The sequence below is a fragment of the Pseudomonas sp. S1_E05 genome, assembly GCF_056337105.1.
This window is the reverse complement of the sequence record NZ_JBFRHM010000001.1, coordinates 5,136,424-5,160,468: the sequence shown is the minus strand read 5'-3', so window position 1 is coordinate 5,160,468 and position 24,045 is coordinate 5,136,424. Positions and strand designations below refer to the sequence as shown.

The following is a 24,045-nucleotide window of genomic DNA, read 5'->3' as shown; positions in this document are numbered from 1 at the left end:
CTACTGCGCTCGACCATGCTGCGTTGAAATCAGACTCGAAATGCTCATTGACTAAAGTCAACTCCGCTTTCTCGCCTGACTTCGCCTTGCCTGGCCTTCGCTCGCTACGTTTTTTCAACGATTTGCTTATTGTTTAGGTTTGACGGTGAACAAACCGTCGTCGTGGCCTTCTTCAGAGCCACCGTAGACCTGCTCGGCCACGGTGCGGATCTTGCTGCCGCGTGCGGCGAGGATCTGGTCCATGGCACCGGCGAACCAGCCGGTGAACATGTAATCGACCTTGCGCCCGACCTTGCCGTAGACGTAGACGAATGCGGAGTGTTCGAGCTTGACGCTGGCGGTGCCGTTGTCGAGGTCGATGTCCTGGATCTTGAACAGGCCCCAGCCGCGTTGCGACAGACGCTTCATGTAGTGCTCGAACACCGCGACGCCTTCCAGGCCGTGGCATTCGGCTTCTTTTTCACACCAGTGCCAGGCGGACTTGTAGCCGGCCTTGTAGAGGATCTCGGCATAGGCGTCGGCGCCCAACACTTCCTCGATGCCCATGTGGTTATTCACGAAGAAATGACGTGGCACGTACAGCATCGGCAGGGCGTCGGAGGTCCAGACACCGGTCTCGCTGTCGACTTCGATAGGCAATTGCGGGGCGATCTTGGCCATGGAAACTTAACTCCAGAAGAATTTTGGTGTTGCCCCCGGCGCGGACGGCCGGGGGAAAAGGATTCAGCGCGCGGCGGTTTATTCGCCCCAAACGTCTTTTAAGACGTTCACCCAGTTTTCGCCCATGATCTTGCGCACCACCCGTTCGGAGTGGCCGCGCTTGAGCAGGGTTTCGGTCAGGTTCGGGAACTCGCCGACGGTGCGGATGCCCAGCGGGTTGATGATCTTGCCGAAGCTGGTCAGACGGCGGGCATAGCCCTTGTCATGGGTCAGGTATTCGAAGAAGTCCTGGCCATGGCCCTGGGTAAAGTCGGTGCCGATGCCGATGGCGTCTTCGCCGACGATGTTCATGGTGTATTCGATCGCTTCGGCGTAGTCGTCGATGGTCGAATCGATGCCCTTGGCCAGGAACGGCGCGAACATGGTCACACCGACGAAACCGCCGTGATCGGCGATGAACTTCAGTTCTTCATCGGATTTGTTGCGCGGGTGAACCTTCAGGCCAGATGGCAGGCAGTGCGAGTAGCACACCGGTTTCTTGGATTCGAGGATGACCTCTTCGGAGGTTTTCGAGCCAACGTGGGACAGATCGCACATGACGCCGACGCGGTTCATCTCGGCAACGATTTCACGACCGAAGCCCGACAGGCCACCATCACGCTCGTAGCAACCGGTGCCCACCAGGTTCTGGGTGTTGTAGCACATCTGCACGATGCCAACGCCGAGCTGCTTGAAAATCTCGACATAGCTGATCTGGTCTTCGAATGCGTGAGCGTTCTGGAAACCGAAGAGGATGCCGGTCTTGCCCTGCTCCTTGGCCTTGCGGATGTCAGCCGTCGTGCGGACCGGAATCACCAGGTCGCTGTTCTCGCGGATCAGTTTCTGGCTGGCGGCGATGTTATTGACAGTGGCCTGGAAGCCCTCCCACACCGACACGGTGCAGTTGGCCGCGGTCAGACCGCCCTTGCGCATGTCTTCGAACAGCTCACGGTTCCATTTGGCAATAATCAGCCCGTCGATAACGATGCTGTCGGCGTGCAGTTCGGCTGGGCTCATCAGGCTGTCCCCTATTGTCGATTCATGCGCCGAATCGTGTGCCGGCGCTTTGGGGCCAGCATATGCCTCGGTGCCTTGGCAGCCGGGTGCAAAAACGACAGGGGAATTGCCGAAAGCGTCAATCCGCGACAAAGGGTCGTCGCAAGCCGACACAGGCCACCTGTTCAAGGGCCTGCGCATGGGCCAGAATTCGCGCCATTACGGAATTTGGGGGTGATGCGATGAAATCTGTTTTGCTGGCCTTGCTACTGATAACGACCGGCGCACACGCGGCGCAGGAGTCCGACACCAACCCTTGCGATACCGTCGAAAACGACGTGCAGACCCTGGAATGCTCGGAGTACGGCCGCACCACCGCCGAAGACCTGCTCAAGGACAACCTCCAGAGCCTGACGGAGCGGCTGCAAGGCCTGTACGGCAAAAACCCGACGCAACTGGCCGACATCACCGCCAAGCTCAAGAACGCCCAGCAACAATGGCTGAAAACCCGCGACGCCGACTGCGCCGTCGAGGCCTTTCCGGCGACCAGCGGCAGCAAGGCCTTCACCATCGCGCAAAACGATTGCGTGGCGCGCATGAGCGACGAGCGGTCGGAGTTTTTGGAGTCGATTGGGCAGGAGTGAAATGACGCTTTTACAGAGAGCTGGCACTCTTGCCAGCTCTCTCCTACACACCTTGCAGAGCCTGCCTACAGACCCCGCATCACCCCGTGTCGGACCCTCTCCTTGGGCAACACCCCGACATGTTTTGTTGATTGGCCCGCAGAGAAATATAAGTAAATATTGGAAATCTTATAAAAGACTTATATTCTCTCATGAACAGTATCCACTGGACTCGAAAGGCCGTTAAGCAACTCCTGAAATTGCATTCCTCTCATCAGAGCCAGGTTCGCGATGCCGTGACGTCGCTGGCTGACATGCCCGATACGGGCAACGTCAAAGCACTCGTCGGCCATCTGTATGCCTATCGACTTCGAGTAGGCCATTACAGAGTTATGTTCGATTGGGATGGAGCAATCAAAGTGGTCAGTATTCAAGAGGTCAAAAAACGTGATGAACGCACCTACTGACGTTCAAATCATCAACGACGCAGACGGAAATCCTGCCTTCGTGGTCATTCCCTACGCACAATATGTGGCACAGAAGGTCGAACCCGATCTGATTCCCCACGAAGTGGTCAGTCGTATCGTCGACGGGGCGACACCGATTCGCGCCTGGCGTGAACACTTGAACCTTACCCAGGATGAAGTGGCCCAACGCATGGGTATCTCGCAACCGGCATTCGCCCAGCAGGAAACCGTCGCGAAGCCGCGTCGGGCCACCCGCGAAAAAATTGCGGCAGCGTTTGGCATCACCGCCAACCAGCTTGAGCTTTAGGCCGTCCACCACTCTTTGTGAAAAGGATCGACATGAAAATCTGCGGCATCGAAATCAAAGGCAGCGAAGCGATCATTGCCGTGGCGGCGCTCGACGGTCAGGCGCTGCGCCATGTCGCGCTCAACACCAAGAAGATCGCCCTTGAAGATGACGACGAAGCGGCGAACGTCAAAGTCTTTGCCGCTCAGGTTGCGTCGTTTGTACGTGAAAACTCCATCGACCGGATCGCGATCAAGAAGCGCAGCAAGAAAGGCGAATTCGCCGGTGGACCGACAACGTTCAAGATCGAGGGCGTCTTCCAGTTGCTGGAGAGTTGCGAGGTGTCGCTGCTGTCGCCGCAGACGATTAATGCGCAGGCCAAGAAGCACGGCTTTGAACTGCCAGCGACACTGAACAAGTATCAGCATGAGGCTTATAAAGCGGCCTGTTCGGCGTTGATGAAGAAGTAACCTCGTCACGCACCTGTTACTTGTGACAGTAGCCAGCAGGGGAAAATCGGTGCATAGGTTGGCAACTTTCATCAGAGCCGCCGATGATGACCGCCAACCTGCACCACAATACGCCCACCCTGGCGGTTTACGACCCGCGCAGCCAGGCGATTCGCAGTGTGGCTTACCACCGCGCCCAGCCGGATGAAACGCCGCAATCGCACATTACTCGTCAGGCCTACAACGCCAGCGGGCACTGGGTGGCTGGCTGGGACCCGCGTCAGTGGGCCACGGAGGGCGGTCCTTCGTTGACAAACGTGCATGCCGTCTCTGGTGAATCTTTACTAAGTTGCAGTGCTGACGCAGGCTGGAAAGCCGGCATGTTGGGCAACGCCAACGAACTGCGCTTCGAATGGGATGGCCAGCAGCTTCTTCGACAAGTCGACTACGACGATCAGCTACGTCCGACGACCATTACCGAGCAGGTCGACGACGCCCCGCCTGTTGTCAGCGAACGAATGGTCTATGGCGAAGACGGCGTTGAATTCGCCTCACGCAATCAATGCGGGCGCCTGATTCGCCACGACGATCCGGCCGGTAGCCTGCGTGCCGACGCCTACGACCTCCGGGGCTCAAGAGTCAGCGAGTCCAGGCACTTCACAAATGACCTCTCGCAGCCCGATTGGCCAGTCAGTCTAAATGAGCGTGATCAAAAACTGGTCGCTGAGGGCGAAACCACGATCTGGCAATTCGACGCCTTGGGCGCTCTTCTGTCCCTGGCCGATGCACGGGAAAACCGACGCCTGTTCGCCTACGACATGGCAGGCCAGTTGCTACGGATAAATCTCAAGCGCGACGGTTTGCCCGATGCCCCTTTGCTCAGTGACAGGCGCTATAGCGCAACGGGCCAGATAGAACATGAAACCGCCGGCAATGGCGTCGAAACGACCCGTCGTCATGACGCTCAGGACGGTCGCCTGTTGCAACTCACGTCCGCTCGCTCGGGCCGCACCTTCCAGGACCTTGTCTACGACTACGAGCCCGGGGGCAACATCAGCCGGATCCACGACTTTGTCCCGGCCACGCGTTACTTCAAAAACCAACGCACTGACGCCATCAACCACTACCGCTATGACTCACTGTCACAACTGGTTCAAGCCAGCGGACGAGAATGTATCGCCAGCGCGGACGCGATGACGGCGTATACACAGACCTTTTCATATGACCAGGCGGGGAATTTGCTGAGGCTTGTCCATGAAGGCGTTCAGGGTTACACCCGTGACATGGTCATCGCGCCCTCAAGCAACCGAAGCCTGCTGAAACCGCAGGCGGGCGAAGCGGATTTCATCAACAGTTTTGACGAAAACGGCAACTTGAGGGTCTTGTCTCCTGGCGGACAGGCGATGCAGTGGGATTGTCGCAATCAACTGAGCGGTGTCATTCAAGTCATCAGGAACGATGAGCAAAATGACGATGAGCTCTATCGCTATGACGCTGACGGCCAGCGGCTGCGCAAGGTGCTCCAGCGCAAGACTAAAACGGCAACTGCAACCCGCGAAGTGCGTTACCTGCCAGGGCTGGAGATCCATTACACCGGCAATAACGAAGTGCACTATGTGATCAGTGTCGACACCGGCAACTGCATCGTCCGGGCTGTGCATTGGCATCAGCCACCCCCGGAAAATATCGCCAACGATCAGATCCGCTATAGCCTGGGGGACCACCTTGGCTCCTGCACTTTGGAACTGGACGAAAACGCCGCACTGATCAGCCAGGAGTGGTACTACGCCTTCGGCGAAACGGCCTGTTGGTCGGCGCGAAGTAAAGTGGAGGGAAGCTACAAGACCCTTCGGTATTGCGCGAAGGAACGGGATGCCACCGGGCTTTACTACTATGGGTTTCGTTATTACACGCCTTGGTTACAGCGGTGGATCAACCCGGATCCGGCGGGTGATATCGATGGCTTCAATCGCTATCGGATGGTTCGCAATAACCCGCTGCGATTAAAGGACAGTGAGGGCCTGAATCCCCTGGATCCGATTGATGACTTTGAAGAGGCGATGGTTAAAGAACAACAGACAATAACGTTTAGGAGGTCTGCAGATTTGCCCACGAAAGATAGTGATGAATTCGACGCCAATTCATTGAACATGATTGCTTTTACTGAGGCCGCAGTTACAGCTCTGGGCGAGGTCCCTCTTAAAGTCGAGACACGACAAAAACTACGAGTAATTTATGGGGAAAGAGCAAACCCGCGATACCTGGAAATGGCTGCGTCGGAAGCTAAAGGAAAACTCGAACAAATACTTGCCGGCATAAAGAGAGATGTCGCGAGCGGTGATCGATTCGTGTTTGTCACTGCACACCCTCAAAGGCCTGATAATCGCGCATTCACCTATGCCCAATACTCCGGCACAAACAAATTTATTTACCTGACTCCTGCATACTTTCAAGAATCAGAAACCATCAAACTTGCAACGAAATTTCATGAATGGACCCATGAACACGGCAACACTTTCGACTTTTACTATTTGTTTTCCGAGACTTCGCGAAACGATCCCCCATCCATCAGCGAAGCGATCATACAGGCTGATATCGAAGCACCTTTTCTGGAGCCCGCCCGCGCTCCCAACATGTCGATGCTCGCAGCCAGGGAGAAAGCCGCCAAAGACGAACTTGTACGCCTGGCACTGGCGAAGTATCCCGATCCAGAGCGCCAAAATTGGGCCGCCCGAATCGCAGTCATCACCCACAACGCCGACAGCCTGACCGCTCTGATGCTCCAGTTCAGAAAATAGCAGGCTCACTGAACAACCGGTGCCTGCACAACACTGGCGCCTTGTCGCCCTTCACCGTTGCGCCGATCCTCCCGCGGGCAGCGCTCGAACTTCGCCCGATAACTGCGGGTGAAATACGACGGCGATTCAAACCCGCAGGCAATGCTCACCTCCAGCACGCTCATGTCGGTCTGGCGCAACAACTTGCGGGCCTTTTCCAGCCGCAACCTCAGGTAGAAATTGCTCGGTGTGTCGTTCAGATGCAGGCGAAACAGCCGCTCCAGTTGCCGGCGCGTCACCTTGATCGATTCGGCCAGTTGCAAGGTGGTCAGCGGTGGTTCGCTGTGTTGCTCCATTTCGCCAATGACTTGCACCAGTTTTTTGTTGCTGATGCCATACCGCGTGGCGACTTCCATGCGCTGGTGGTCCTTGCGCGGACGGATGCGGCCGAGCACGAATTGTTCGCTGACCTGGATCGCCAGTTCCGGGCCGTGGGCCTGGGCGATGAGGTCGAGCATCAGGTCGATGGAAGCGGTGCCGCCCGCCGAGGTGATGCGCCGACGGTCGATCTCGAACAGCTCCTGGGTAACGCTCAGTTGTGGATAAGACTCCTTGAACGCGTCGATGGCTTCCCAGTGCAAGGTCAGGCGATGACCGTCGAGCAAGCCCGCTTCGGCGAGAACGAAACTGCCGGTGTCGATGGCACCGAGGGTCACGCCTTCCTTGTCGAGCCGGCGCAGCCAGTGTTCCAGCGCGGGCGTGGCGAACTTCAGCGGTTCGAAGCCAGCGACCACCAACAGCGTCGCGCCTTTCTTCAAAGGCTCCAGCGCGGCATCGGCGTTGACCGACATGCCATTGCTGGCCAGGACCGCGCCGCCATCGGCGCTCAGGACATGCCAGCGGTACAGCTCGCCGCGAAAGCGATTGGCCACCCGCAGCGGCTCGATGGCCGAGATGAAACCGATGGCCGAAAAACCCGGCATCAACAAAAAGTAGAAATCCTGGGACATGGCGCACTCGATCAGCCAGTAACGTGAGACCGCTAGCGTGTGGACGTTGATACGCCACTTGTACCCAGCATTCAAGAGCACAGGTCGCTGCAGTGCAAGAGCTGGTCGCCGCAGTGCGTTTTCAGGGGGCCAAGGCTGCGTAACGTTGGCATCACCGGCGCACAGACACCGGGCCCCACAATAACGATCTGCCGAGGAAACCTGTGATGAAACGACTGATCAGCAGCTGTGTTCTTGCACTCAGTGGTACCGCTTTGCTGAACGCCAGCGTCATGGCGGCCGAACCTGCGTCGTGCCAGAACGTGCGCATGGGCGTGGTGAACTGGACCGACGTAATCGCCACCAGTGCCATGACCCAGGCCCTGCTCGACGGCCTCGGCTACAAGACCAAACAGACCAGCGCCTCCCAGCAGATCATCTTCGCCGGGATCCGCGACCAACGCCTGGACCTGTTCCTGGGCTACTGGAACCCGCTGATGACCCAGACCATCACCCCGTTCGTCGAGGCCAATCAGGTCAAGGTATTGAAAGAACCAAGCCTGAAAGATGCACGCGCCACGCTGGCGGTGCCCACCTACCTGGCGGACAAGGGCCTGAAAACCTTCGCCGACATCGCCAAGTTCGAAAAAGAACTGGGCGGCAAGATCTACGGCATCGAGCCGGGGTCGGGCGCCAACACCCAGATCAAGGCAATGATCGCCAAGAATCAGTTTGGCCTCGGCAAGTTTCAGTTGGTGGAATCCAGTGAGGCCGGCATGCTCGCCGCCGTCGATCGCGCCGTGCGCCGCAAGGAAGCCGTGGTGTTCTTCGGCTGGGCGCCGCACCCGATGAACGTCAATGTGCAAATGACTTACCTGACCGGCAGCGACGATGCCCTGGGCCCGAACGAAGGCATGGCCACCGTGTGGACCGTGACTGCGCCAACCTATGCCGAGCAGTGCCCGAACATCGGGCGCCTGCTGACCAACCTGACTTTCACCGCCGAAGACGAGAGCCGGATGATGCAGCCGCTGCTGGATCACAAGGACGCCCTCGAATCGGCCCGCCAATGGCTCAAGGATCACCCGCAGGACAAGGAGCGCTGGCTGGAAGGCGTCACCACCTTCGATGGCAAGCCGGCGGCTGAGAACCTGCAACTGACCAGCAAATAACCCCACAACCGAACCACCGATTCGCAGTCCCGAGGACTGCGAACGGCGCCCATACGCCACCTGAAAAGTACTCGCCTGTAAGGAACCGCCCAATGAACCATGACGTCATCATCACCTGCGCACTCACCGGTGCTGGCGACACGACCGCCAAGAGCCCACACGTGCCGGTCACCCCCAAGCAAATTGCCGCCGCAGCCGTAGAGGCCGCCAAGGCTGGCGCCACCGTGGTCCACTGCCACGTACGTAACCCCGAGACGGGCAAGTTCAGCCGCGACGTGGCGCTGTACCGCGAAGTCATGGAGCGCATTCGCGAGGCCGACGTCGACATCATCGTTAACCTCACTGCGGGCATGGGCGGCGACCTGGAAATCGGCGCCGGTGAGAATCCCATGGAATTCGGCCCCAACACCGACCTGGTCGGCCCGTTGACCCGCCTGGCCCACGTAGAGGAACTGCTGCCGGAAATCTGCACACTGGACTGCGGCACCCTCAACTTCGGCGATGGCGACACCATTTACGTCTCGACCCCGGCGCAACTGCGCGCGGGCGCCAAGCGCATCCAGGAGCTGGGGGTGAAGGCCGAGCTGGAGATCTTCGACACGGGCCACCTGTGGTTCGCCAAGCAGATGATCAAGGAAGGGTTGCTCGACGATCCATTGTTCCAACTGTGCCTGGGCATCCCGTGGGGCGCGCCGGCGGACACCACCACCATGAAGGCCATGGTCGACAACCTGCCGGCAGACGCCGTCTGGGCCGGCTTCGGCATCGGCCGAATGCAGATGCCGATGGCGGCGCAAGCGGTGCTGCTGGGCGGGAACGTGAGGGTCGGCCTGGAAGACAACATCTGGCTGGACAAGGGCGTCCTGGCCACCAACGGCCAACTGGTGGAACGCGCCAGCGAAATCCTCAGCCGCCTGGGCGCCCGTGTCCTGACCCCGGCTGAGGGCCGCAAGAAGATGGGGCTGAAACAGCGCGGCTGACCACTTTTCACCTTCCCCCTGTAGGAGCGAGCTTGCTCGCGATGACGTCAGCACATTCAGCATTGATGTCGACTGGCCCGCCGCTATCGCGAGCAAGCTCGCTCCTACAGTAGTTTTTTTGAGCCAAATTCAGGATGCGATCATGAGCTTCATCACAGAAATCAAAACCTTCGCCGCCCTCGGCAGCGGTGTCATCGGCAGCGGCTGGGTGTCTCGCGCCCTCGCCCATGGCCTGGACGTTATCGCCTGGGACCCGGCACCCGGCGCCGAAGCGGCGCTGCGCAAACGCGTGGCCAATGCCTGGGGTGCCCTGGAGAAACAAGGCCTGGCACCCGGCGCGTCGCAAGATCGCCTGCGCTTTGTTGCCACGATCGAAGAATGCGTGCGAGACGCCGACTTCATCCAGGAAAGCGCCCCGGAACGCCTTGAGCTCAAACTCGACCTGCACAGCAAGATCAGTGCGGCGGCCAAGCCTAATGCCCTGATCGGCTCCAGCACTTCGGGCCTGCTGCCCAGCGAGTTCTACGAGAGCGCCACTCACCCGGAACGCTGCGTGGTCGGTCACCCGTTCAACCCGGTGTACCTGCTGCCGTTGGTGGAGGTGGTCGGCGGCAAGAACACCGCCCCGGAAGCCGTGCAGGCCGCCATGCAAGTCTACGAATCCCTGGGGATGCGCCCGCTGCATGTGCGCAAGGAAGTGCCGGGTTTCATTGCTGACCGCTTGCTCGAAGCGCTGTGGCGCGAGGCACTGCACCTGGTCAACGACGGCGTGGCGACCACCGGCGAAATCGACGACGCCATCCGTTTTGGCGCAGGTCTGCGCTGGTCATTCATGGGTATGTTCCTCACCTACACCCTGGCCGGGGGCGACGCGGGCATGCGCCATTTCATGGCGCAGTTCGGCCCGGCGTTGCAGTTGCCGTGGACCTACCTTCCTGCGCCGGAGCTGACCGACAAGCTGATCGACGATGTGGTCGATGGCACCAGCGATCAACTGGGATCACACAGCATTTCGGCGCTGGAGCGCTATCGTGATGATTGCCTGATGGCGGTGCTGGAGGCGGTGAAGGCGACCAAGGCCAAGCATGGCATGAGTTTCAGCGAATAGCAGGTCTGGCCTCATCGCGGGCAAGCCCGCTCCCACAGGAGTACGCATTCCAGTGTGGGAGCGGGCTTGCTCGCGATGACGGCCACTGAATCCCCCCACACTTCGGATCAATCACCATGCCCACCCTCACCACCTACCAGACCCGCATCATCCCCGACTGGGTCGATTACAACGGCCACCTGCGCGATGCGTTCTACCTGCTGATCTTCAGCTACGCCACCGACGCCCTGATGGATCGCCTGGGGCTCGACAGCGACAACCGAGAAGCCAGCGGCCATTCGCTGTTCACCCTGGAACTGCACCTCAACTACCTGCACGAAGTGAAACTCGACGCTGCCGTTGAAGTGCGCACGCAGATCATCGGCTACGACAGCAAGCGCCTGCATCTCTATCACAGCTTGCATTTGGCGGGTGATGACAAGGAGCTGTCGGGGAACGAACAAATGTTGCTGTACGTCGACCTCGCCGGCCCGCACTCCGCGCCGTTCAGCGAATTGACCCTGGGCAAACTGCAAGCCATCGTCGCCGATCAGGCCGATCTTCCGGCCCCCGCGTACATCGGCCGAGTGATCGCCTTACCTGCAAAAAAATAACAAGGACACGCCATGAACACCGCTGCCGCTTTAGCCGATTTTCGTACGTATCCGCTGATCAGCGCGCTCGGTAGCGTGCGAGCCCTGACGGATCGTATCGTGGTGACCTGGGCCGACCAGCGAGTCAGCCCCTTCCATCATCCATGGCTGCGGGACAATTGCCCGTGCACCCAATGCGTCTACAGCGTCACCCGCGAGCAGGTGCTGGAGATAGTCGATGTCGCCCAGGACCTGGCGGCGACCAACGTATGCATCGACGAGCACGGTTGCCTGAATATCGACTGGCAGGACGGCCATCAGAGCCGCTTCGATCCAGGCTGGTTACGCGCCCATGCCTATGACGATGAATCCCGAGCCGAACGCCTGTCGACCAAGCCCAGGGCGAAGCTCTGGCACAGCGATCTGAAACTGCCGGTGTTCGACTATCAAAAGCTGATGAACGACAACGACGCCCTGTTGCAATGGCTGTTGGCCGTGCGTGATATCGGCCTGACCCAGGTCCGAGGGGTGCCCGTCGAACCCGGCTCGCTGAAGCTGATCGCGCAACGCATTTCCTTCATCCGCGAGAGCAACTTCGGCGTGTTGTTCAACGTGCAATCCAAAGCCGACGCCGACAGCAATGCCTATACCGCTTTCAACTTGCCGTTGCACAGCGATTTGCCGACCCGCGAGTTGCAACCGGGGCTGCAATTTCTGCATTGCCTGGTCAACGATGCCGAGGGGGGCGAAAGCATTTTCGTCGATGGTTTTGCCATCGCCGAGGCACTGCGCCAGGAAGACCCTGAGTCGTTCCAGACGCTGTGTGACATTCCCGTGGAGTTTCGCAACAAGGACCGCCACAGCGACTATCGCTGCCTGGCACCGATCATCGCATTGAACGCTCTGGGGCAGGTTTCGGAAATCCGCATGGCCAACTTTCTGCGTGGGCCGTTCGATGCCTCGGTGGAGCAGATGCCCAGGCTGTATCGGGCCTATCGCCAGTTTATCGCCATGACCCGCGAAAACCGGTTTCGCCTGATGCAAAGGCTCCAGCCCGGTGAGCTGTGGTGCTTTGATAACCGGCGCACGTTGCATGCGCGCAATGCGTTCGACCCGGCCACCGGCGCGCGGCATTTCCAGGGATGCTATGTGGATCGGGATGAGTTGCTGTCGCGCATCCTGGTGTTGCAACGTTAGACCGCATCGACTTCATCGTCGGAACGCCGCCCGGACCAAGCCCGCTCCTACAGGAGATTTGTGCCAGCCACTGATCCACTGTAGGAGCGAGCTTGCTCGCGATGAGGCCCTCCCAGACAACACAAAACCCAAGAATTCACAGACAAAAAAAAGCCCCGATACAAGCCGTGACTGAATCGGGGAAGAGGGTACTGTTGAGGAGCCGCCATGCGAGGGTGACCAAACCTTCGTGAAGCAAGCTGGGTCCAGTGTGCCGGCTCCCGGGCAAGGCAAGTTAGCCGAAAACGACATGTTCATAGTCAATGCGGCCATAACGACAAATCGCCCTTGCCGAGCCCCCTCACCCCTACCAGAATCGAGCCACGACATCGTTCCCGGAAGAAGGACTTACGCCATGATGCATGCCGATTTGATCGATCAGGAAGACCTGTTGGGGCAACTCAAATCACTGGGTTTCCAGGTCCCTAATGGCTCCACCGCCGAACAAGCCTGCGAGTGCGCCGTACGCGGTTTGAACGACGAACGTGCGATGACCCTGCGGACCATGGTCAAGCAGATGTACACCAGCAGCGCCACCATTCTCCCGGCCGTACGCCAGGCGATTGATCGGCAACTGCTGCCGGCGTTGGCGGCGTATCAGCAAGGTCGTGCGGTGTAAAAACTCGCCCCCTGTAGGAGCGAGTTTACTCGCGATGGTAGCCCAGACACCGCGGGCATCCAGACACCCCGCGTCATCGTTAACGACAATCGCGAGCAAGCTCGCTCCTACAGAAGAGGATGAGGTTTCTAGAGCCTCACACTGGCAAACGTCGACTCGTTGCGCGCCTGGCTCAACGCCGATAGCGGTCCGGAAAGTGGCGACAGCACCAGCGCTTGTGGCAGCGGCATCAGTGCCACTTGCTGGGTGGTATTGGAGCCGACGCGTTCGTCACGCGGCGGGATGCCGAAGTACTCACGGTAGCACTTGGAGAAGTGCGGTGTAGACACAAAACCGCAGACCGACGCCACTTCGATGATCGACATCGGCGTTTGCTTGAGCAACTGCCGGGCGCGGATCAGACGAAGCTTCAGGTAGTAACGCGATGGCGAGCAATGCAGGTATTTCTGGAACAGCCGTTCGAGCTGGCGACGGGATACGGCGACGTACACCGCCAGTTCGTCGAGGTCGATCGGCTCTTCAAGGTTGGCTTCCATCAGCGCGACGATTTCCTGCAGCTTCGGCTGGTTGGTGCCCAGCATGTGCTTGAGCGGTACGCGCTGGTGATCCTGTTCGTTACGGATACGCTCGTAGACGAACATCTCCGAAATTGCTGCCGACAACTCACGACCGTGGTCGCGGCTGATCAGGTGCAGCATCATGTCCAGCGGCGCGGTGCCACCGGAGCTGGTGAAGCGGTTACGGTCCAGGGTGAAGAGGCGAGTGCTCATGGCCACACGCGGGAAGGCTTCCTGCATCGAGGCCAGGCATTCCCAGTGCACGCTGCAATCGAAGCCGTCCAGCAAACCGGCGCAGGCCAGGGCCCAACTGCCGGTGCAGACCGCGCCAAGACGCTTGGACTGACGCGCCTGGCTTTGCAGCCACGACACGTGCTCACGGGTTACGGTGCGTTGAATACCGATACCGCCGCAGACAATGATGGTGTCCATGGGCGGTGCTTTGTGCATGGAGGCGTCGGGGGTGATCTGCAGGCCGTCACTGGCCCAGACCTGGCCGCCATCGACGGTGAGCGTGGTCCAGCGATACAACTCGCGACCGGACAATTGGTTGGCCATGCGCAGGGGTTCTACGGCAGAGGCCAGGGAAATCAGCGTGAAATTGTCCAGCAGCAGAAAGCCGATGGATTGAGGCGCACGGTTCTGGGGTTGAGCCCCGGAGTTGAACGACGTCATCGCGGTATCTCCTCACACAAAGCAGGTGATGGCCTCAGGCGGAGGCTCTTGTTATGGCCATCGTTCTCGCTCGGGAGACGGGCTTTGTAATGACAGAGCAAATGCCATGCCTAAACTTGAATACGCGTTCAATAAATCCTGAAAACGACCTATGGGCGTGTCTATATAAGCCGCGTCATGAAGAGGTTAATAAGTGCCATCAGGGGCGCAAAGCGCCGTGTGGCGAGCGGCGTGAGCAGTTCGGTAGCACTTGTGGGAAGGGGCTGTGGGCGATCTGAGGGGAGTGTCACCCCTGGCACGGGATGACGGGTGGCCTGAGCGGCAAACATACCTCACCGTAAGTGGGGGCATTTATCTGTGAGCGACGCGCTAAAAGGTGGCGTGATAGGCCGAGGGTGTTCGATTTGCGCGCAGTTTTGACTGGTCTACCACTATCGCGGGCAAGCCCGCGATGCAGGTGACTTGGTCCTAAAGACTCAACACTCCACCGCACTCACCGCCAAGCCACCGCGCGATGTTTCTTTATATTTGTCATGCATGTCCGCCCCGGTGTCACGCATGGTGCGGATCACCCGATCCAGGGAAATGAAATGCTGGCCATCACCACGCAGCGCCATTTGCGCCGCGTTGATCGCTTTCACTGCGGCAATCGCATTGCGTTCGATGCACGGAACCTGAACCAGGCCGCCCACCGGGTCGCACGTCAGCCCAAGGTTGTGCTCCAGGCCGATTTCCGCCGCGTTGCACAATTGCTCCGGCGTGGCGCCCAGAATCTCTGCTAGGCCTGCTGCCGCCATGGCGCAGGCCGAACCGACTTCGCCCTGACAACCGACTTCGGCACCGGAAATCGATGCGTTTTTCTTGCACAGGATGCCCACCGCTGCCGCACCCAGGAAATAATCGACCACGTTGGCATCCGTGACCGCTTCGCTGAACTTCATGAAGTAGTGCAACACCGCCGGAATGATCCCCGCAGCGCCGTTGGTCGGCGCCGTCACCATGCGCCCCCCGGCGGCGTTTTCTTCGTTGACCGCGAGGGCAAACAGGTTAACCCACTCCATGGCGCTCAAGGTGGAGCCGATGACATTGGGCTTGTTCAACTCCTGCAGGCTGCGGTGCAACTTCGCCGCGCGCCGACGCACATTCAAGCCGCCGGGCAGGATGCCTTCGTGCTTGAGGCCGTGCTCAACGCAGTCCTGCATGGCCCGCCAGAGCTTCATCAGGCCGGCGCGGATTTCTTCCTCGCTGCGCCAGACGAGTTCGTTGGCCATCATCAGTTCGGCAACCCGCAGGTTGTGACGCTTGCAGAGTTCGAGCAGCTCCACGGCGCTGGAAAAATCGTAAGGCAGCTCGGTGCGGTCCAGATCGACCACGCCGCTGCTGGCCTGCGCCTCATCGACGACAAAACCACCACCGACGGAATAATAAGTGTCGCGATGCAGCTCGCCGTCATCGCCTTCGGCGACCAGGGTCATGGCGTTGGGATGGAACGGCAGGTTTTCATCGATCAAGCGCATGTCCCGTGTCCAGATGAACGGCACGGGTAGGCGACTGTCGAGCAGCAGGGTGTCGGTTTCGCGCAGGGTGGAGATGCGAATGCCTATTTGCGAAGGATCGATCGCGTCCGGCCACTCGCCCATCAGGCCCATGATCACCGCGTTGTCGCTGCCGTGGCCAATGCCGGTGGCCGACAACGAGCCATACAGCTGGACTTCGACACGCCGCACCTGCTCCAGCACCCCTTGTTCACGCAAACCCTGCACGAACAGCGCTGCGGCGCGCATGGGTCCCACAGTGTGCGAACTGGACGGTCCGATGCCGATTTTGAACAGGTCGAAAACGCTGATAGCCATTGCTGCCGAACTCCTGGATATGCCGATTCCAGGCGCACAGGCGCCCGGTGACGGAGCTGCTACGCTCAAGCTGCAATCCGCCGAGATGGCCGCATCATCGGGCTTTTACGGTGTCGTGCGACGTCTCGAACCGACGCACTCATGTCCACAAACGCCGCTGGCGTTTTACGCCATGTTTCGCCGGTTTTTTGCAGCTCAGCGCGGCAAAAGGACCTGAAAAAATCTGTAAACGACGTCACCAACACTGGATGCGACCATCCCTGTACTGGATACGACGCCCCCTGTAGGCGTCAGATTTTCACTGGTACATGATCTTAATCGACTCGATTGCAGGCGCTGCGGTAAGAGCTGTCTCAAGAACGCCACCCAACCGCAACCCATAAGTGCGGTGGTCCCAGTCGGAACACTGCCAAAAAAAAACACCAAGGAGTCCATTCATGAAAGGTTCCCCGTCGTTGTTGTTGGCCGCCATGCTTAGCCTGCCGCTTCTGGCACAGGCCGCTGAACCCGCACAATGCAATACCGTGAACTTCTCCGATGTCGGCTGGACCGACATCACCGCAACAACCGCCACCACCAGCGTCGTGCTCAACGCACTGGGCTATAAAACCAAGACCACCATGATTTCCGTCCCGGTGACCTACAAGTCCCTGGCCGATGGCAAGAACATGGACGTTTTCCTCGGCAACTGGATGCCGACCATGGAAAACGACATCAAGGCCTATCGCGACGCGGGCACCGTCGAAACCGTGCGCACCAACCTCAAGGGCGCCAAGTACACCCTGGCCGTGCCTCAAGCCCTGTACGACAAGGGCCTGCATGACTTCGCCGACATCGCCAAATTCAAGAAAGAGCTGGACGGCAAGATCTACGGTATCGAGCCGGGCAATGACGGCAACCGCCTGATCCAGAGCATGATCGACAAGAACGCCTTCGGCCTGAAGGACGCCGGCTTCAAGGTCGTCGAATCCAGCGAAGCGGGGATGCTGTCGCAGGTCGACCGCGCGCAGAAACGCGACACCGCCGTCGTCTTCCTCGGCTGGGCGCCACACCCGATGAACAAGCGTTTCAAGATCCAGTACCTCACCGGTGGTGACGATTTCTTTGGCCCCGATTTCGGCGCCGCCACCGTGGCAACCAACACCCGCAAGGGTTACGCCGAGGAATGCAGCAACGTGGGCCAACTGCTGAAAAACCTGGAGTTCACGGTCGACATGGAAAGCGAACTCATGGGCAACATCCTGGACGACAAGATGAAGCCTGACGCGGCCGCCAAGGCGTGGCTGAAAAAGAACCCACAGGTGCTCGATACCTGGCTCGCTGGCGTGACCACCACTGACGGTAAACCTGGCCTGGAGGCCGTGAAAGCCAAGCTTGCGCAGCCTTGATGTAAGAGGCATCGCTTATGCCGGACGGCCTCGGCCGTCCAGGCTGTTTATTTCCTTGCATGCGGACGTTCACTACCATGCTGATTGATCAGAAAATACCTCTAGGCCAGTACATTGCAGGCTTCGTTGAATGGTTGACGCAACACGGCGCCAACACCTTCGACGCCATCGCCGTGTCACTGGAAACGATGATCCACGGCGTGACGTTCGCGCTCACCTGGTTCAACCCGCTGGTCTTGATCGGACTTATCGCCCTACTGGCGCACTTCATCCAACGCAAATGGGGCCTGACTGCCTTCGTCGTTGCCTCCTTTCTGCTGATCCTCAACCTGGGGTACTGGCAGGAAACCATGGAAACACTCGCCCAGGTGATGTTCGCCACCCTGGTCTGCGTACTCATCGGCGTGCCGCTGGGCATCGTCGCCGCGCACAAACCGATGTTCTACACTCTAATGCGACCGGTACTGGATCTGATGCAGACCGTACCGACATTCGTATACCTCATTCCTACCCTGACCCTCTTCGGGCTGGGTGTGGTCCCGGGCCTGATTTCGACGGTGGTGTTCGCGATTGCCGCTCCCATCCGCCTGACTTACCTGGGTATCCGCGATGTTCCACAGGAACTGATGGACGCTGGCAAGGCCTTCGGCTGCTCGCGACGTCAACTGCTGACCAGGATCGAACTGCCCCACGCCATGCCGAGCATCGCGGCCGGCATCACCCAGTGCATCATGCTGTCGTTGTCGATGGTGGTGATCGCGGCACTGGTGGGCGCCGACGGACTCGGCAAACCGGTGGTCAACGCACTGAACACTGCTGATATCGCCCTGGGCTTCGAAGCGGGCCTGGCGATCGTACTGCTGGCGATCATGCTCGACCGTATCTGCAAACAACCCGACGCCAAAGTAGGGGGTGACGCATGAGCATAATTCGCTTCGAAGACGTCGACGTAATCTTCACCAAGGATCCGCGCGAGGCACTCAAGCTGCTGGATCAGGGCATGACCCGTAACGAAATCCTGAAAAAAACCGGGCAGATCGTTGGCGTTGAAAAGGCCAGCCTGGATATCGAGAAAGGCGAAATCTGCGTGCTGATGGGCCTGTCCGGTTCCGGCAAGTCCAGTCTGCTGCGTTGCATCAACGGCCTCAACACCGTAAGTCGGGGCAAGCTGTTCGTCGAGCACGAAGGCCGGCAGATTGACATTGCCTCCTGCTCCGCCGCGGAACTTAAAATGATGCGCACCAAGCGCATCGCGATGGTGTTCCAGAAATTCGCCCTGATGCCTTGGCTGACAGTGCGCGAGAACATCAGCTTCGGCCTGGAAATGCAGGGTCGCCCGGAGAAGGACCGCAGGAAACTGGTCGATGAAAAACTCGAACTGGTGGGCCTGACCCAATGGCGCAACAAGAAACCCGATGAGCTGTCCGGCGGCATGCAGCAGCGTGTTGGCCTGGCACGCGCCCTGGCGATGGACGCCGACATCCTGCTGATGGACGAACCGTTCTCCGCTCTCGACCCGCTGATCCGGCAGGGCCTGCAGGATGAACTGCTGGAGCTGCAACGCAAGCTGAGCAAAACCATCGTGTTCGTGAGTCACGACCTCGACGAAGCGCTGAAGCTGGGCAGCCGAATCGCGATCATGAAAGACGGACGGATCATCCAGTACAGCAAGCCTGAAGAGATCGTACTGAACCCGGCGGACGACTATGTGCGTACCTTCGTCGCCCACACCAACCCGCTGAACGTGTTGTGCGGCCGCAGCCTGATGCGCACCCTGGACAACTGCAAGCGTATCAACGGCTCGGTATGCCTGGATCCGGGCGGTGATTCCTGGCTGGACCTGGCGGAAGGCAACACCATCAAGGGCGCCCGCCAGAATGGCTCAAGTCTGGACCTGCAAAACTGGGCGCCAGGGCAAGCCGTGGAAGAGTTGGGCCGCCGACCTACGCTGGTGGACTCGAACATCGGCATGCGCGATGCGCTGCAAATCCGCTACCAGACCGGCAACAAACTGGTGCTGCACGACAACAACAAGGTGGTGGGGATTCTGGGCGACAGTGAGCTGTATCACGCACTGCTGGGCAAGAACCTGGGCTGAGGCCACAGAAACGAAAGCGCCGCGAGAGATCGCGGCGTTTTTATTTTGGGGTCGTCGGTTACTCACCTTTGAGGCTCATGTCCCCTCCGCGGGCAAGCCCGCTCCCACAGTTCTGGTGGTTGCTCCCAAATATTGTGGCCACCGCCAATCTACTGTGGGAGCGGGCTTGCTCGCGATGAAGGCGGCGCGGTGCTGCGAAAGAACAAATACCCGACCAGCGGGTGTTATAAAGACATCCCGAAAAAGCCCAAACCCTGCAAGCGCTTGCGCACGCAGGTTTGGAGCTTTTGGGGATGTCGGATTGTCACCACCTGCAAAGTGGAAAAGCCGGCAAGGAGCGACGTTTCGTCGTAGAGCTCACTTTTTGTTGATTGAACGTTCAATCAAAACAAAATAGACTGGCCGCAAGCCGGTAGTCGTTTGACGTCTACCGAAAAGGCCCAAGGAGATGCGCAAGATGCCCAAGGTCGGTATGCAACCCATCCGTCGCCAGCAATTGATCGAAGCTACGTTGCTGGCGGTCGATCAGGTCGGAATGGGGGACGCCAGCATTGCGCTGATCGCCCGTTTGGCCGGTGTCTCGAATGGCATCATCAGTCACTACTTTCAGGACAAGAACGGCCTGATCGCTGCCACCGCGCAGTACCTGATGACGGTCCTGGCCGAGAACGTCACCGCACGTCGTCAGGCGCTGACAGATGACAGCCCGCGGGCGCATCTGCAGGTGATCATCGAAGGCAACTTCGACGCCAGCCAGGTCAATGGCCCGGCAATGAAAACCTGGCTGGCCTTCTGGGCCACCAGCATGCACCACCCGTCCTTGCACAGGTTGCAGCGGATCAACGATCACCGCCTGTATTCCAACCTGTGCTGCCAGTTCCGCCGCGAATTGCCGCTCGATGATGCGCGCAGTGCAGCCCGGGGCCTGGCGGCACTCATTGACGGTTTGTGGTTGCGCGGCGCGCTGTCGGGAGATGCTTTCGACACCGAACAGGCGCACCGGATCGCTTACGAATACATGGATTTCCAACTGGCCAAGCGGGTGAGTTAGAGCACACCTAGAACGCTCAATACCCCCGATCGAGCCAATCACTGATGCACTTGCGAGGACTTTATGGCCCGTTTCGAACTGCAAAAACTCTACATCGATGGCGGTTACAGTGACGCTGGCAGCGATGCCACCTTCGAAACCATCAACCCGGCTAACGGTGAAGTCCTCGCAAAAGTACAACGCGCCACCAGGGACGACGTCGAGCGCGCCGTGGTCAGCGCCGAAAAGGGCCAGAAAATCTGGGCCGCCATGACCGCCATGGAGCGTTCGCGCATCCTGCGTCGCGCCGTGGAAATCCTGCGTGAGCGTAATGACGAACTGGCCGCGCTGGAAACCCTGGACACCGGCAAGGCCTACTCCGAGACCCGCTACGTCGACATCGTGACCGGCGCTGACGTGCTGGAATACTACGCGGGCCTGGTGCCTGCCATCGAAGGCGAGCAAATCCCGCTGCGCACCACGTCGTTCGTCTACACCCGTCGCGAGCCACTGGGCGTCGTGGCCGGTATCGGTGCATGGAACTACCCGATCCAGATCGCCCTGTGGAAATCCGCACCGGCCCTGGCCGCGGGCAACGCGATGATCTTCAAGCCGAGCGAAGTCACCTCGCTGACCACCCTGAAACTGGCCGAGATCTACACCGAAGCCGGCGTTCCGGCCGGTGTGTTCAACGTGTTGACCGGCAGCGGTCGTGAAGTCGGTACCTGGCTGACCGAGCACCCGCGCATCGAAAAAGTGTCGTTCACCGGCGGCACCGACACCGGCAAGAAAGTCATGGCCAGCGCCTCCAGCTCTTCGCTCAAGGATGTGACCATGGAACTGGGCGGCAAATCGCCGCTGATCATCTGCGATGACGCCGACCTGGATCGCGCCGCCGACACCGCGATGATGGCCAACTTCTACAGCTCCGGCCAGGTCTGCACCAACGGCACTCGCGTGTTCGTGCCCAGCCACCTCAAAGCTGCGTTCGAAGCCAAGATCGCCGAGCGTGTGGCGCGCATTCGCATCGGCAACCCGGAAGACGAAAACACCAACTTCGGCCCGCTGGTCAGCTTCGCTCACATGGAAAGCGTGTTGGGTTACATCGCCAAAGGCAAGGAAGAAGGCGCTCGCGTGCTCTGCGGTGGCCACCGTCTGAGCGAAGGCGAATTCGCCAAGGGCGCGTTCGTGGCGCCAACCGTGTTCACCGACTGCACGGATGACATGACCATCGTGCGTGAAGAAATCTTCGGCCCGGTGATGGCGATCCTGACCTACGACACCGAAGAAGAAGTGATCCGCCGCGCCAACGACACCGACTTCGGCCTGGCCGCCGGCGTGGTGACCAAGGACCTGAACCGCGCCCACCGCATCATCCATCAACTGGAAGCGGGCATCTGCTGGATCAACGCCTGGGGCGAATCCGACGCCAAGATGCCGGTCGGTGGCTACAAGCAGTCGGGTGTGGGCCGGGAGAACGGCATCAGCTCGCTGAACAACTTCACGCGTATCAAATCGGTACAGGTCGAGCTGGGCGATTACGCATCAGTGTTCTGATGAGCCCCGAGCGGCAAGCTTCAAGCTGCCAGTAAAAGCAGTTTGGCTTGCCGCATCTCTTCGATACGCCGCTCGCTGCTTTTTCTTGCAGCTTGAAGCTTAGAGCTCGCAGCTCTCAAGGAGCCCCCATGACTCAAGAATATGACTACATCATTGTTGGCGCAGGATCGGCAGGCAACACCCTGGCCACCCGCCTCACCGAAGACGCTGGCGTTACCGTGCTGCTGCTCGAAGCAGGCGGCCCGGATTACCGCCTCGATTTCCGTACACAAATGCCGGCCGCCCTGGCCTTCCCGTTGCAAGGTCGCCGCTACAACTGGGCGTACGAAACCGATCCTGAGCCGCACATGGACGGGCGCCGCATGGAGTGTGGTCGCGGCAAGGGCCTGGGTGGCTCTTCGTTGATCAATGGCATGTGCTACATCCGTGGCAACGCCATGGACTACGACGGCTGGGCCAAACTGCCTGGCCTGGACGACTGGTCCTACCTCGATTGCCTGCCGTATTTTCGCAAGGCGGAAAGCCGTGACATCGGTCCCAATGACTACCACGGTGGCGATGGCCCGGTCAGCGTGACCACGCCCAAAGCTGGCAACAATCCGTTGTTCCACGCCATGGTTGAAGCCGGCGTGCAGGCCGGCTACCCGCGTACGGAGGACCTCAACGGGTTCCAGCAGGAAGGCTTCGGCCCCATGGACCGCACCGTGACACCGAAGGGCCGCCGCGCTTCCACTGCCCGCGGTTACCTGGACGTGGCGAAGAAGCGTTCGACCCTGACTATCGTTACCCACGCCTTGACCGACAAGATCATTTTCGAAGGCAAGCGCGCCGTCGGCGTGCGCTACCTGGTGGGTGCTGCCGAAGAGCGCGTCGAAGCCCGCGCGCGCAAGGAAGTGCTGGTGTGCAGCGGTGCAATTGCCTCGCCGCAGCTGTTGCAACGCTCCGGTGTTGGCCCGGCCAAACTGCTGCAAAGCCTGGACATCCCAGTGGTACACGATCTGCCGGGTGTCGGTGAAAACCTGCAGGACCACCTCGAACTGTACCTGCAATATGCCTGCACCCAGCCGGTCTCGCTGTACCCCTCGCTGCTCTGGTACAACCAGCCGGCCATCGGTGCCGAGTGGCTGTTCAATGGCACCGGCATCGGCGCCAGCAACCAGTTCGAAGCCGGCGGTTTTATCCGCAGCCGCCCGGAATTCGAGTGGCCGAACATCCAGTATCACTTCCTTCCGGTGGCGATTAACTACAACGGCAGCAACGGTGTGAAGGAACACGGTTTCCAGGCGCACATGGGTTCGATGCGTTCGCCGAGTCGTGGGCGCATCCAGGTCAAGTCCAAGGACCCGCGCCAGCACCCGAGCATTCTGTTCAACTACATGGCCACCGAGCAGGACTGGCAGGAATTTCGCGATGGCATCCGTCTGACTCGGGAAATCATGCAGCAGCCAGCACTGGACGCGTATCGTGGTCGCGAGATCAGCCCGGGCATCGAAGTGCAAACCGACGAGCAGCTCGATAAATTCATCCGCGAGCACGCCGAAACCGCGTTCCACCCGTCCTGCTCCTGCAAGATGGGCACGGACGACATGGCGGTGGTCGATGGCCAGGGCCGTGTACACGGCATGCAGGGCCTTCGTGTGATCGATGCCTCGATCATGCCCATCATCACCACGGGCAACCTGAACGCGCCGACGATCATGATCGCCGAAAAAATTGCCGACAAAATCCGTGGTCGCCAGCCGTTACCGCGCAGCACGGCGGATTACTATGTGGCCGGCGATGCGCCAGTGAAGGGCAAGGCGGTGCGGGAAGTCAGCCAGCCAGCTTAAGACCGCGTCGCCCCAATCGCGGGCAAGCCCGCTCCCACAGGGTTTTCGGTCGGAACACAAATTTGTGATTCAGCCGAGAGACTGT

At 59.6% G+C, this 24,045-nt stretch carries 22 protein-coding genes; 17 read left to right on the top strand and 5 right to left on the bottom strand.

Annotation, left to right across the window (positions count from 1 at the left end; translation table 11 throughout):
• Positions 1-126: 126 nt before the first annotated feature.
• Together AB4N33_RS23810 and AB4N33_RS23805 are read right to left on the bottom strand one after the other, a co-directional pair.
• The gene (locus AB4N33_RS23810) at positions 127-660 is read right to left on the bottom strand and encodes a DUF5943 domain-containing protein (RefSeq protein ID WP_476458374.1); all 534 of its coding nucleotides are present in this window, start codon (positions 658-660) and stop codon (positions 127-129) included.
• A gap of 78 nt (positions 661-738) precedes the next feature.
• Positions 739-1,716 (bottom strand): dipeptidase, encoded by a 978-nt coding sequence (locus AB4N33_RS23805; protein ID WP_175376594.1) that lies wholly within the window; start codon positions 1,714-1,716, stop codon positions 739-741.
• Between the two features lie 221 nt (positions 1,717-1,937).
• On the opposite strand from AB4N33_RS23805, the gene AB4N33_RS23800 reads away from it, so the two are divergent.
• From AB4N33_RS23800 to AB4N33_RS23780, 5 genes are all read left to right on the top strand, one after another.
• Positions 1,938-2,339, top strand: a complete 402-nt coding sequence (locus AB4N33_RS23800; protein WP_476458373.1) for a lysozyme inhibitor LprI family protein — start codon at positions 1,938-1,940, stop codon at positions 2,337-2,339.
• Between the two features lie 191 nt (positions 2,340-2,530).
• Complete coding sequence (locus AB4N33_RS23795) at positions 2,531-2,785, top strand: type II toxin-antitoxin system RelE family toxin (RefSeq protein WP_460126876.1); 255 nt, start codon at positions 2,531-2,533, stop codon at positions 2,783-2,785.
• Positions 2,769-3,092, top strand: a complete 324-nt coding sequence (locus AB4N33_RS23790; RefSeq protein WP_460120184.1) for a helix-turn-helix domain-containing protein — start codon at positions 2,769-2,771, stop codon at positions 3,090-3,092. Before AB4N33_RS23795 ends, AB4N33_RS23790 begins: the two co-directional genes overlap by 17 nt.
• A gap of 32 nt (positions 3,093-3,124) precedes the next feature.
• Complete coding sequence (locus AB4N33_RS23785; protein WP_476458372.1) at positions 3,125-3,541, top strand: DUF3010 family protein; 417 nt, start codon at positions 3,125-3,127, stop codon at positions 3,539-3,541.
• A gap of 83 nt (positions 3,542-3,624) precedes the next feature.
• Complete coding sequence (locus AB4N33_RS23780) at positions 3,625-6,318, top strand: RHS repeat domain-containing protein (RefSeq protein WP_476458371.1); 2,694 nt, start codon at positions 3,625-3,627, stop codon at positions 6,316-6,318.
• A 5-nt stretch (positions 6,319-6,323) separates the two neighbouring features.
• Here the strand turns inward: AB4N33_RS23780 and AB4N33_RS23775 are convergent, their stop codons facing one another.
• Positions 6,324-7,307 carry a GlxA family transcriptional regulator gene (locus tag AB4N33_RS23775; protein ID WP_476458370.1) on the bottom strand — a complete coding sequence of 328 codons (984 nt, stop codon included), beginning with the start codon at positions 7,305-7,307 and terminating at the stop codon, positions 6,324-6,326.
• A gap of 206 nt (positions 7,308-7,513) precedes the next feature.
• Between AB4N33_RS23775 and AB4N33_RS23770 the strand changes: the two genes are divergently transcribed.
• The 6 genes from AB4N33_RS23770 to AB4N33_RS23745 all read left to right on the top strand — a co-directional run bounded on the left by AB4N33_RS23770 (position 7,514) and on the right by AB4N33_RS23745 (position 12,973).
• Positions 7,514-8,458 carry a choline ABC transporter substrate-binding protein gene (locus AB4N33_RS23770; protein WP_476458369.1) on the top strand — a complete coding sequence of 315 codons (945 nt, stop codon included), beginning with the start codon at positions 7,514-7,516 and terminating at the stop codon, positions 8,456-8,458.
• A 92-nt stretch (positions 8,459-8,550) separates the two neighbouring features.
• Positions 8,551-9,438: a 3-dehydrocarnitine:acetyl-CoA trimethylamine transferase CdhC gene (gene cdhC / locus AB4N33_RS23765; RefSeq protein ID WP_460120173.1), complete on the top strand. Its 888-nt coding sequence runs from the start codon at positions 8,551-8,553 to the stop codon at positions 9,436-9,438.
• 142 nt (positions 9,439-9,580) lie between these two features.
• The gene (locus AB4N33_RS23760) at positions 9,581-10,546 is read left to right on the top strand and encodes an L-carnitine dehydrogenase (protein WP_476458368.1); all 966 of its coding nucleotides are present in this window, start codon (positions 9,581-9,583) and stop codon (positions 10,544-10,546) included.
• 116 nt (positions 10,547-10,662) lie between these two features.
• Complete coding sequence (locus tag AB4N33_RS23755; protein ID WP_476458367.1) at positions 10,663-11,139, top strand: thioesterase family protein; 477 nt, start codon at positions 10,663-10,665, stop codon at positions 11,137-11,139.
• 12 nt (positions 11,140-11,151) lie between these two features.
• Positions 11,152-12,315, top strand: coding sequence for a gamma-butyrobetaine dioxygenase (locus AB4N33_RS23750; protein ID WP_476458366.1), 1,164 nt, complete (start codon positions 11,152-11,154; stop codon positions 12,313-12,315).
• Positions 12,316-12,709: 394 nt separating this feature from the next.
• Entirely contained in the window at positions 12,710-12,973 is a 264-nt protein-coding gene (locus AB4N33_RS23745; RefSeq protein ID WP_460120166.1) for a hypothetical protein, read from the top strand.
• Positions 12,974-13,101: 128 nt separating this feature from the next.
• On the opposite strand, the gene gbdR is transcribed toward AB4N33_RS23745, so the two are convergent.
• Both gbdR and AB4N33_RS23735 read right to left on the bottom strand, forming a co-directional pair.
• Positions 13,102-14,205, bottom strand: coding sequence for a choline metabolism transcriptional regulator GbdR (gene gbdR, locus AB4N33_RS23740; protein ID WP_460120164.1), 1,104 nt, complete (start codon positions 14,203-14,205; stop codon positions 13,102-13,104).
• 476 nt (positions 14,206-14,681) lie between these two features.
• On the bottom strand, positions 14,682-16,058 hold the full coding sequence (locus AB4N33_RS23735) for an L-serine ammonia-lyase (protein ID WP_476458365.1): 1,377 nt from the start codon (positions 16,056-16,058) through the stop codon (positions 14,682-14,684).
• A gap of 437 nt (positions 16,059-16,495) precedes the next feature.
• Here AB4N33_RS23735 and AB4N33_RS23730 point away from each other — a divergent pair, with 437 nt between their 5' ends.
• From AB4N33_RS23730 to betA, 6 genes are all read left to right on the top strand, one after another.
• Positions 16,496-17,446 (top strand): choline ABC transporter substrate-binding protein, encoded by a 951-nt coding sequence (locus AB4N33_RS23730; protein ID WP_460120160.1) that lies wholly within the window; start codon positions 16,496-16,498, stop codon positions 17,444-17,446.
• 77 nt (positions 17,447-17,523) lie between these two features.
• The gene (choW, locus tag AB4N33_RS23725) at positions 17,524-18,369 is read left to right on the top strand and encodes a choline ABC transporter permease subunit (RefSeq protein WP_192306691.1); all 846 of its coding nucleotides are present in this window, start codon (positions 17,524-17,526) and stop codon (positions 18,367-18,369) included.
• Entirely contained in the window at positions 18,366-19,544 is a 1,179-nt protein-coding gene (gene choV, locus AB4N33_RS23720) for a choline ABC transporter ATP-binding protein (RefSeq protein WP_460120158.1), read from the top strand. Before choW ends, choV begins: the two co-directional genes overlap by 4 nt.
• A 457-nt stretch (positions 19,545-20,001) precedes the next feature.
• Positions 20,002-20,595, top strand: coding sequence for a transcriptional regulator BetI (betI, locus tag AB4N33_RS23715; protein WP_368555772.1), 594 nt, complete (start codon positions 20,002-20,004; stop codon positions 20,593-20,595).
• A gap of 63 nt (positions 20,596-20,658) precedes the next feature.
• Complete coding sequence (betB, locus tag AB4N33_RS23710) at positions 20,659-22,131, top strand: betaine-aldehyde dehydrogenase (protein ID WP_460120156.1); 1,473 nt, start codon at positions 20,659-20,661, stop codon at positions 22,129-22,131.
• A 128-nt stretch (positions 22,132-22,259) separates the two neighbouring features.
• On the top strand, positions 22,260-23,960 hold the full coding sequence (gene betA, locus AB4N33_RS23705) for a choline dehydrogenase (protein WP_460120154.1): 1,701 nt from the start codon (positions 22,260-22,262) through the stop codon (positions 23,958-23,960).
• Positions 23,961-24,045 lie beyond the last annotated feature (85 nt).

Bases quoted from the DNA above. Each gene is read 5' to 3' on its own strand.
- AB4N33_RS23810 (WP_476458374.1), bottom strand. From the start codon at position 660: ATGGCCAAGATCGCCCCGCAATTGCCTATCGAAGTCGACAGCGAGACC.
- AB4N33_RS23805 (WP_175376594.1), bottom strand. From the start codon at position 1,716: ATGAGCCCAGCCGAACTGCACGCCGACAGCATCGTTATCGACGGGCTG.
- AB4N33_RS23800 (WP_476458373.1), top strand. From the start codon at position 1,938: ATGAAATCTGTTTTGCTGGCCTTGCTACTGATAACGACCGGCGCACAC.
- AB4N33_RS23795 (WP_460126876.1), top strand. From the start codon at position 2,531: ATGAACAGTATCCACTGGACTCGAAAGGCCGTTAAGCAACTCCTGAAA.
- AB4N33_RS23790 (WP_460120184.1), top strand. From the start codon at position 2,769: ATGAACGCACCTACTGACGTTCAAATCATCAACGACGCAGACGGAAAT.
- AB4N33_RS23785 (WP_476458372.1), top strand. From the start codon at position 3,125: ATGAAAATCTGCGGCATCGAAATCAAAGGCAGCGAAGCGATCATTGCC.
- AB4N33_RS23780 (WP_476458371.1), top strand. From the start codon at position 3,625: ATGATGACCGCCAACCTGCACCACAATACGCCCACCCTGGCGGTTTAC.
- AB4N33_RS23775 (WP_476458370.1), bottom strand. From the start codon at position 7,307: ATGTCCCAGGATTTCTACTTTTTGTTGATGCCGGGTTTTTCGGCCATC.
- AB4N33_RS23770 (WP_476458369.1), top strand. From the start codon at position 7,514: ATGAAACGACTGATCAGCAGCTGTGTTCTTGCACTCAGTGGTACCGCT.
- cdhC (WP_460120173.1), top strand. From the start codon at position 8,551: ATGAACCATGACGTCATCATCACCTGCGCACTCACCGGTGCTGGCGAC.
- AB4N33_RS23760 (WP_476458368.1), top strand. From the start codon at position 9,581: ATGAGCTTCATCACAGAAATCAAAACCTTCGCCGCCCTCGGCAGCGGT.
- AB4N33_RS23755 (WP_476458367.1), top strand. From the start codon at position 10,663: ATGCCCACCCTCACCACCTACCAGACCCGCATCATCCCCGACTGGGTC.
- AB4N33_RS23750 (WP_476458366.1), top strand. From the start codon at position 11,152: ATGAACACCGCTGCCGCTTTAGCCGATTTTCGTACGTATCCGCTGATC.
- AB4N33_RS23745 (WP_460120166.1), top strand. From the start codon at position 12,710: ATGATGCATGCCGATTTGATCGATCAGGAAGACCTGTTGGGGCAACTC.
- gbdR (WP_460120164.1), bottom strand. From the start codon at position 14,205: ATGACGTCGTTCAACTCCGGGGCTCAACCCCAGAACCGTGCGCCTCAA.
- AB4N33_RS23735 (WP_476458365.1), bottom strand. From the start codon at position 16,058: ATGGCTATCAGCGTTTTCGACCTGTTCAAAATCGGCATCGGACCGTCC.
- AB4N33_RS23730 (WP_460120160.1), top strand. From the start codon at position 16,496: ATGAAAGGTTCCCCGTCGTTGTTGTTGGCCGCCATGCTTAGCCTGCCG.
- choW (WP_192306691.1), top strand. From the start codon at position 17,524: ATGCTGATTGATCAGAAAATACCTCTAGGCCAGTACATTGCAGGCTTC.
- choV (WP_460120158.1), top strand. From the start codon at position 18,366: ATGAGCATAATTCGCTTCGAAGACGTCGACGTAATCTTCACCAAGGAT.
- betI (WP_368555772.1), top strand. From the start codon at position 20,002: ATGCCCAAGGTCGGTATGCAACCCATCCGTCGCCAGCAATTGATCGAA.
- betB (WP_460120156.1), top strand. From the start codon at position 20,659: ATGGCCCGTTTCGAACTGCAAAAACTCTACATCGATGGCGGTTACAGT.
- betA (WP_460120154.1), top strand. From the start codon at position 22,260: ATGACTCAAGAATATGACTACATCATTGTTGGCGCAGGATCGGCAGGC.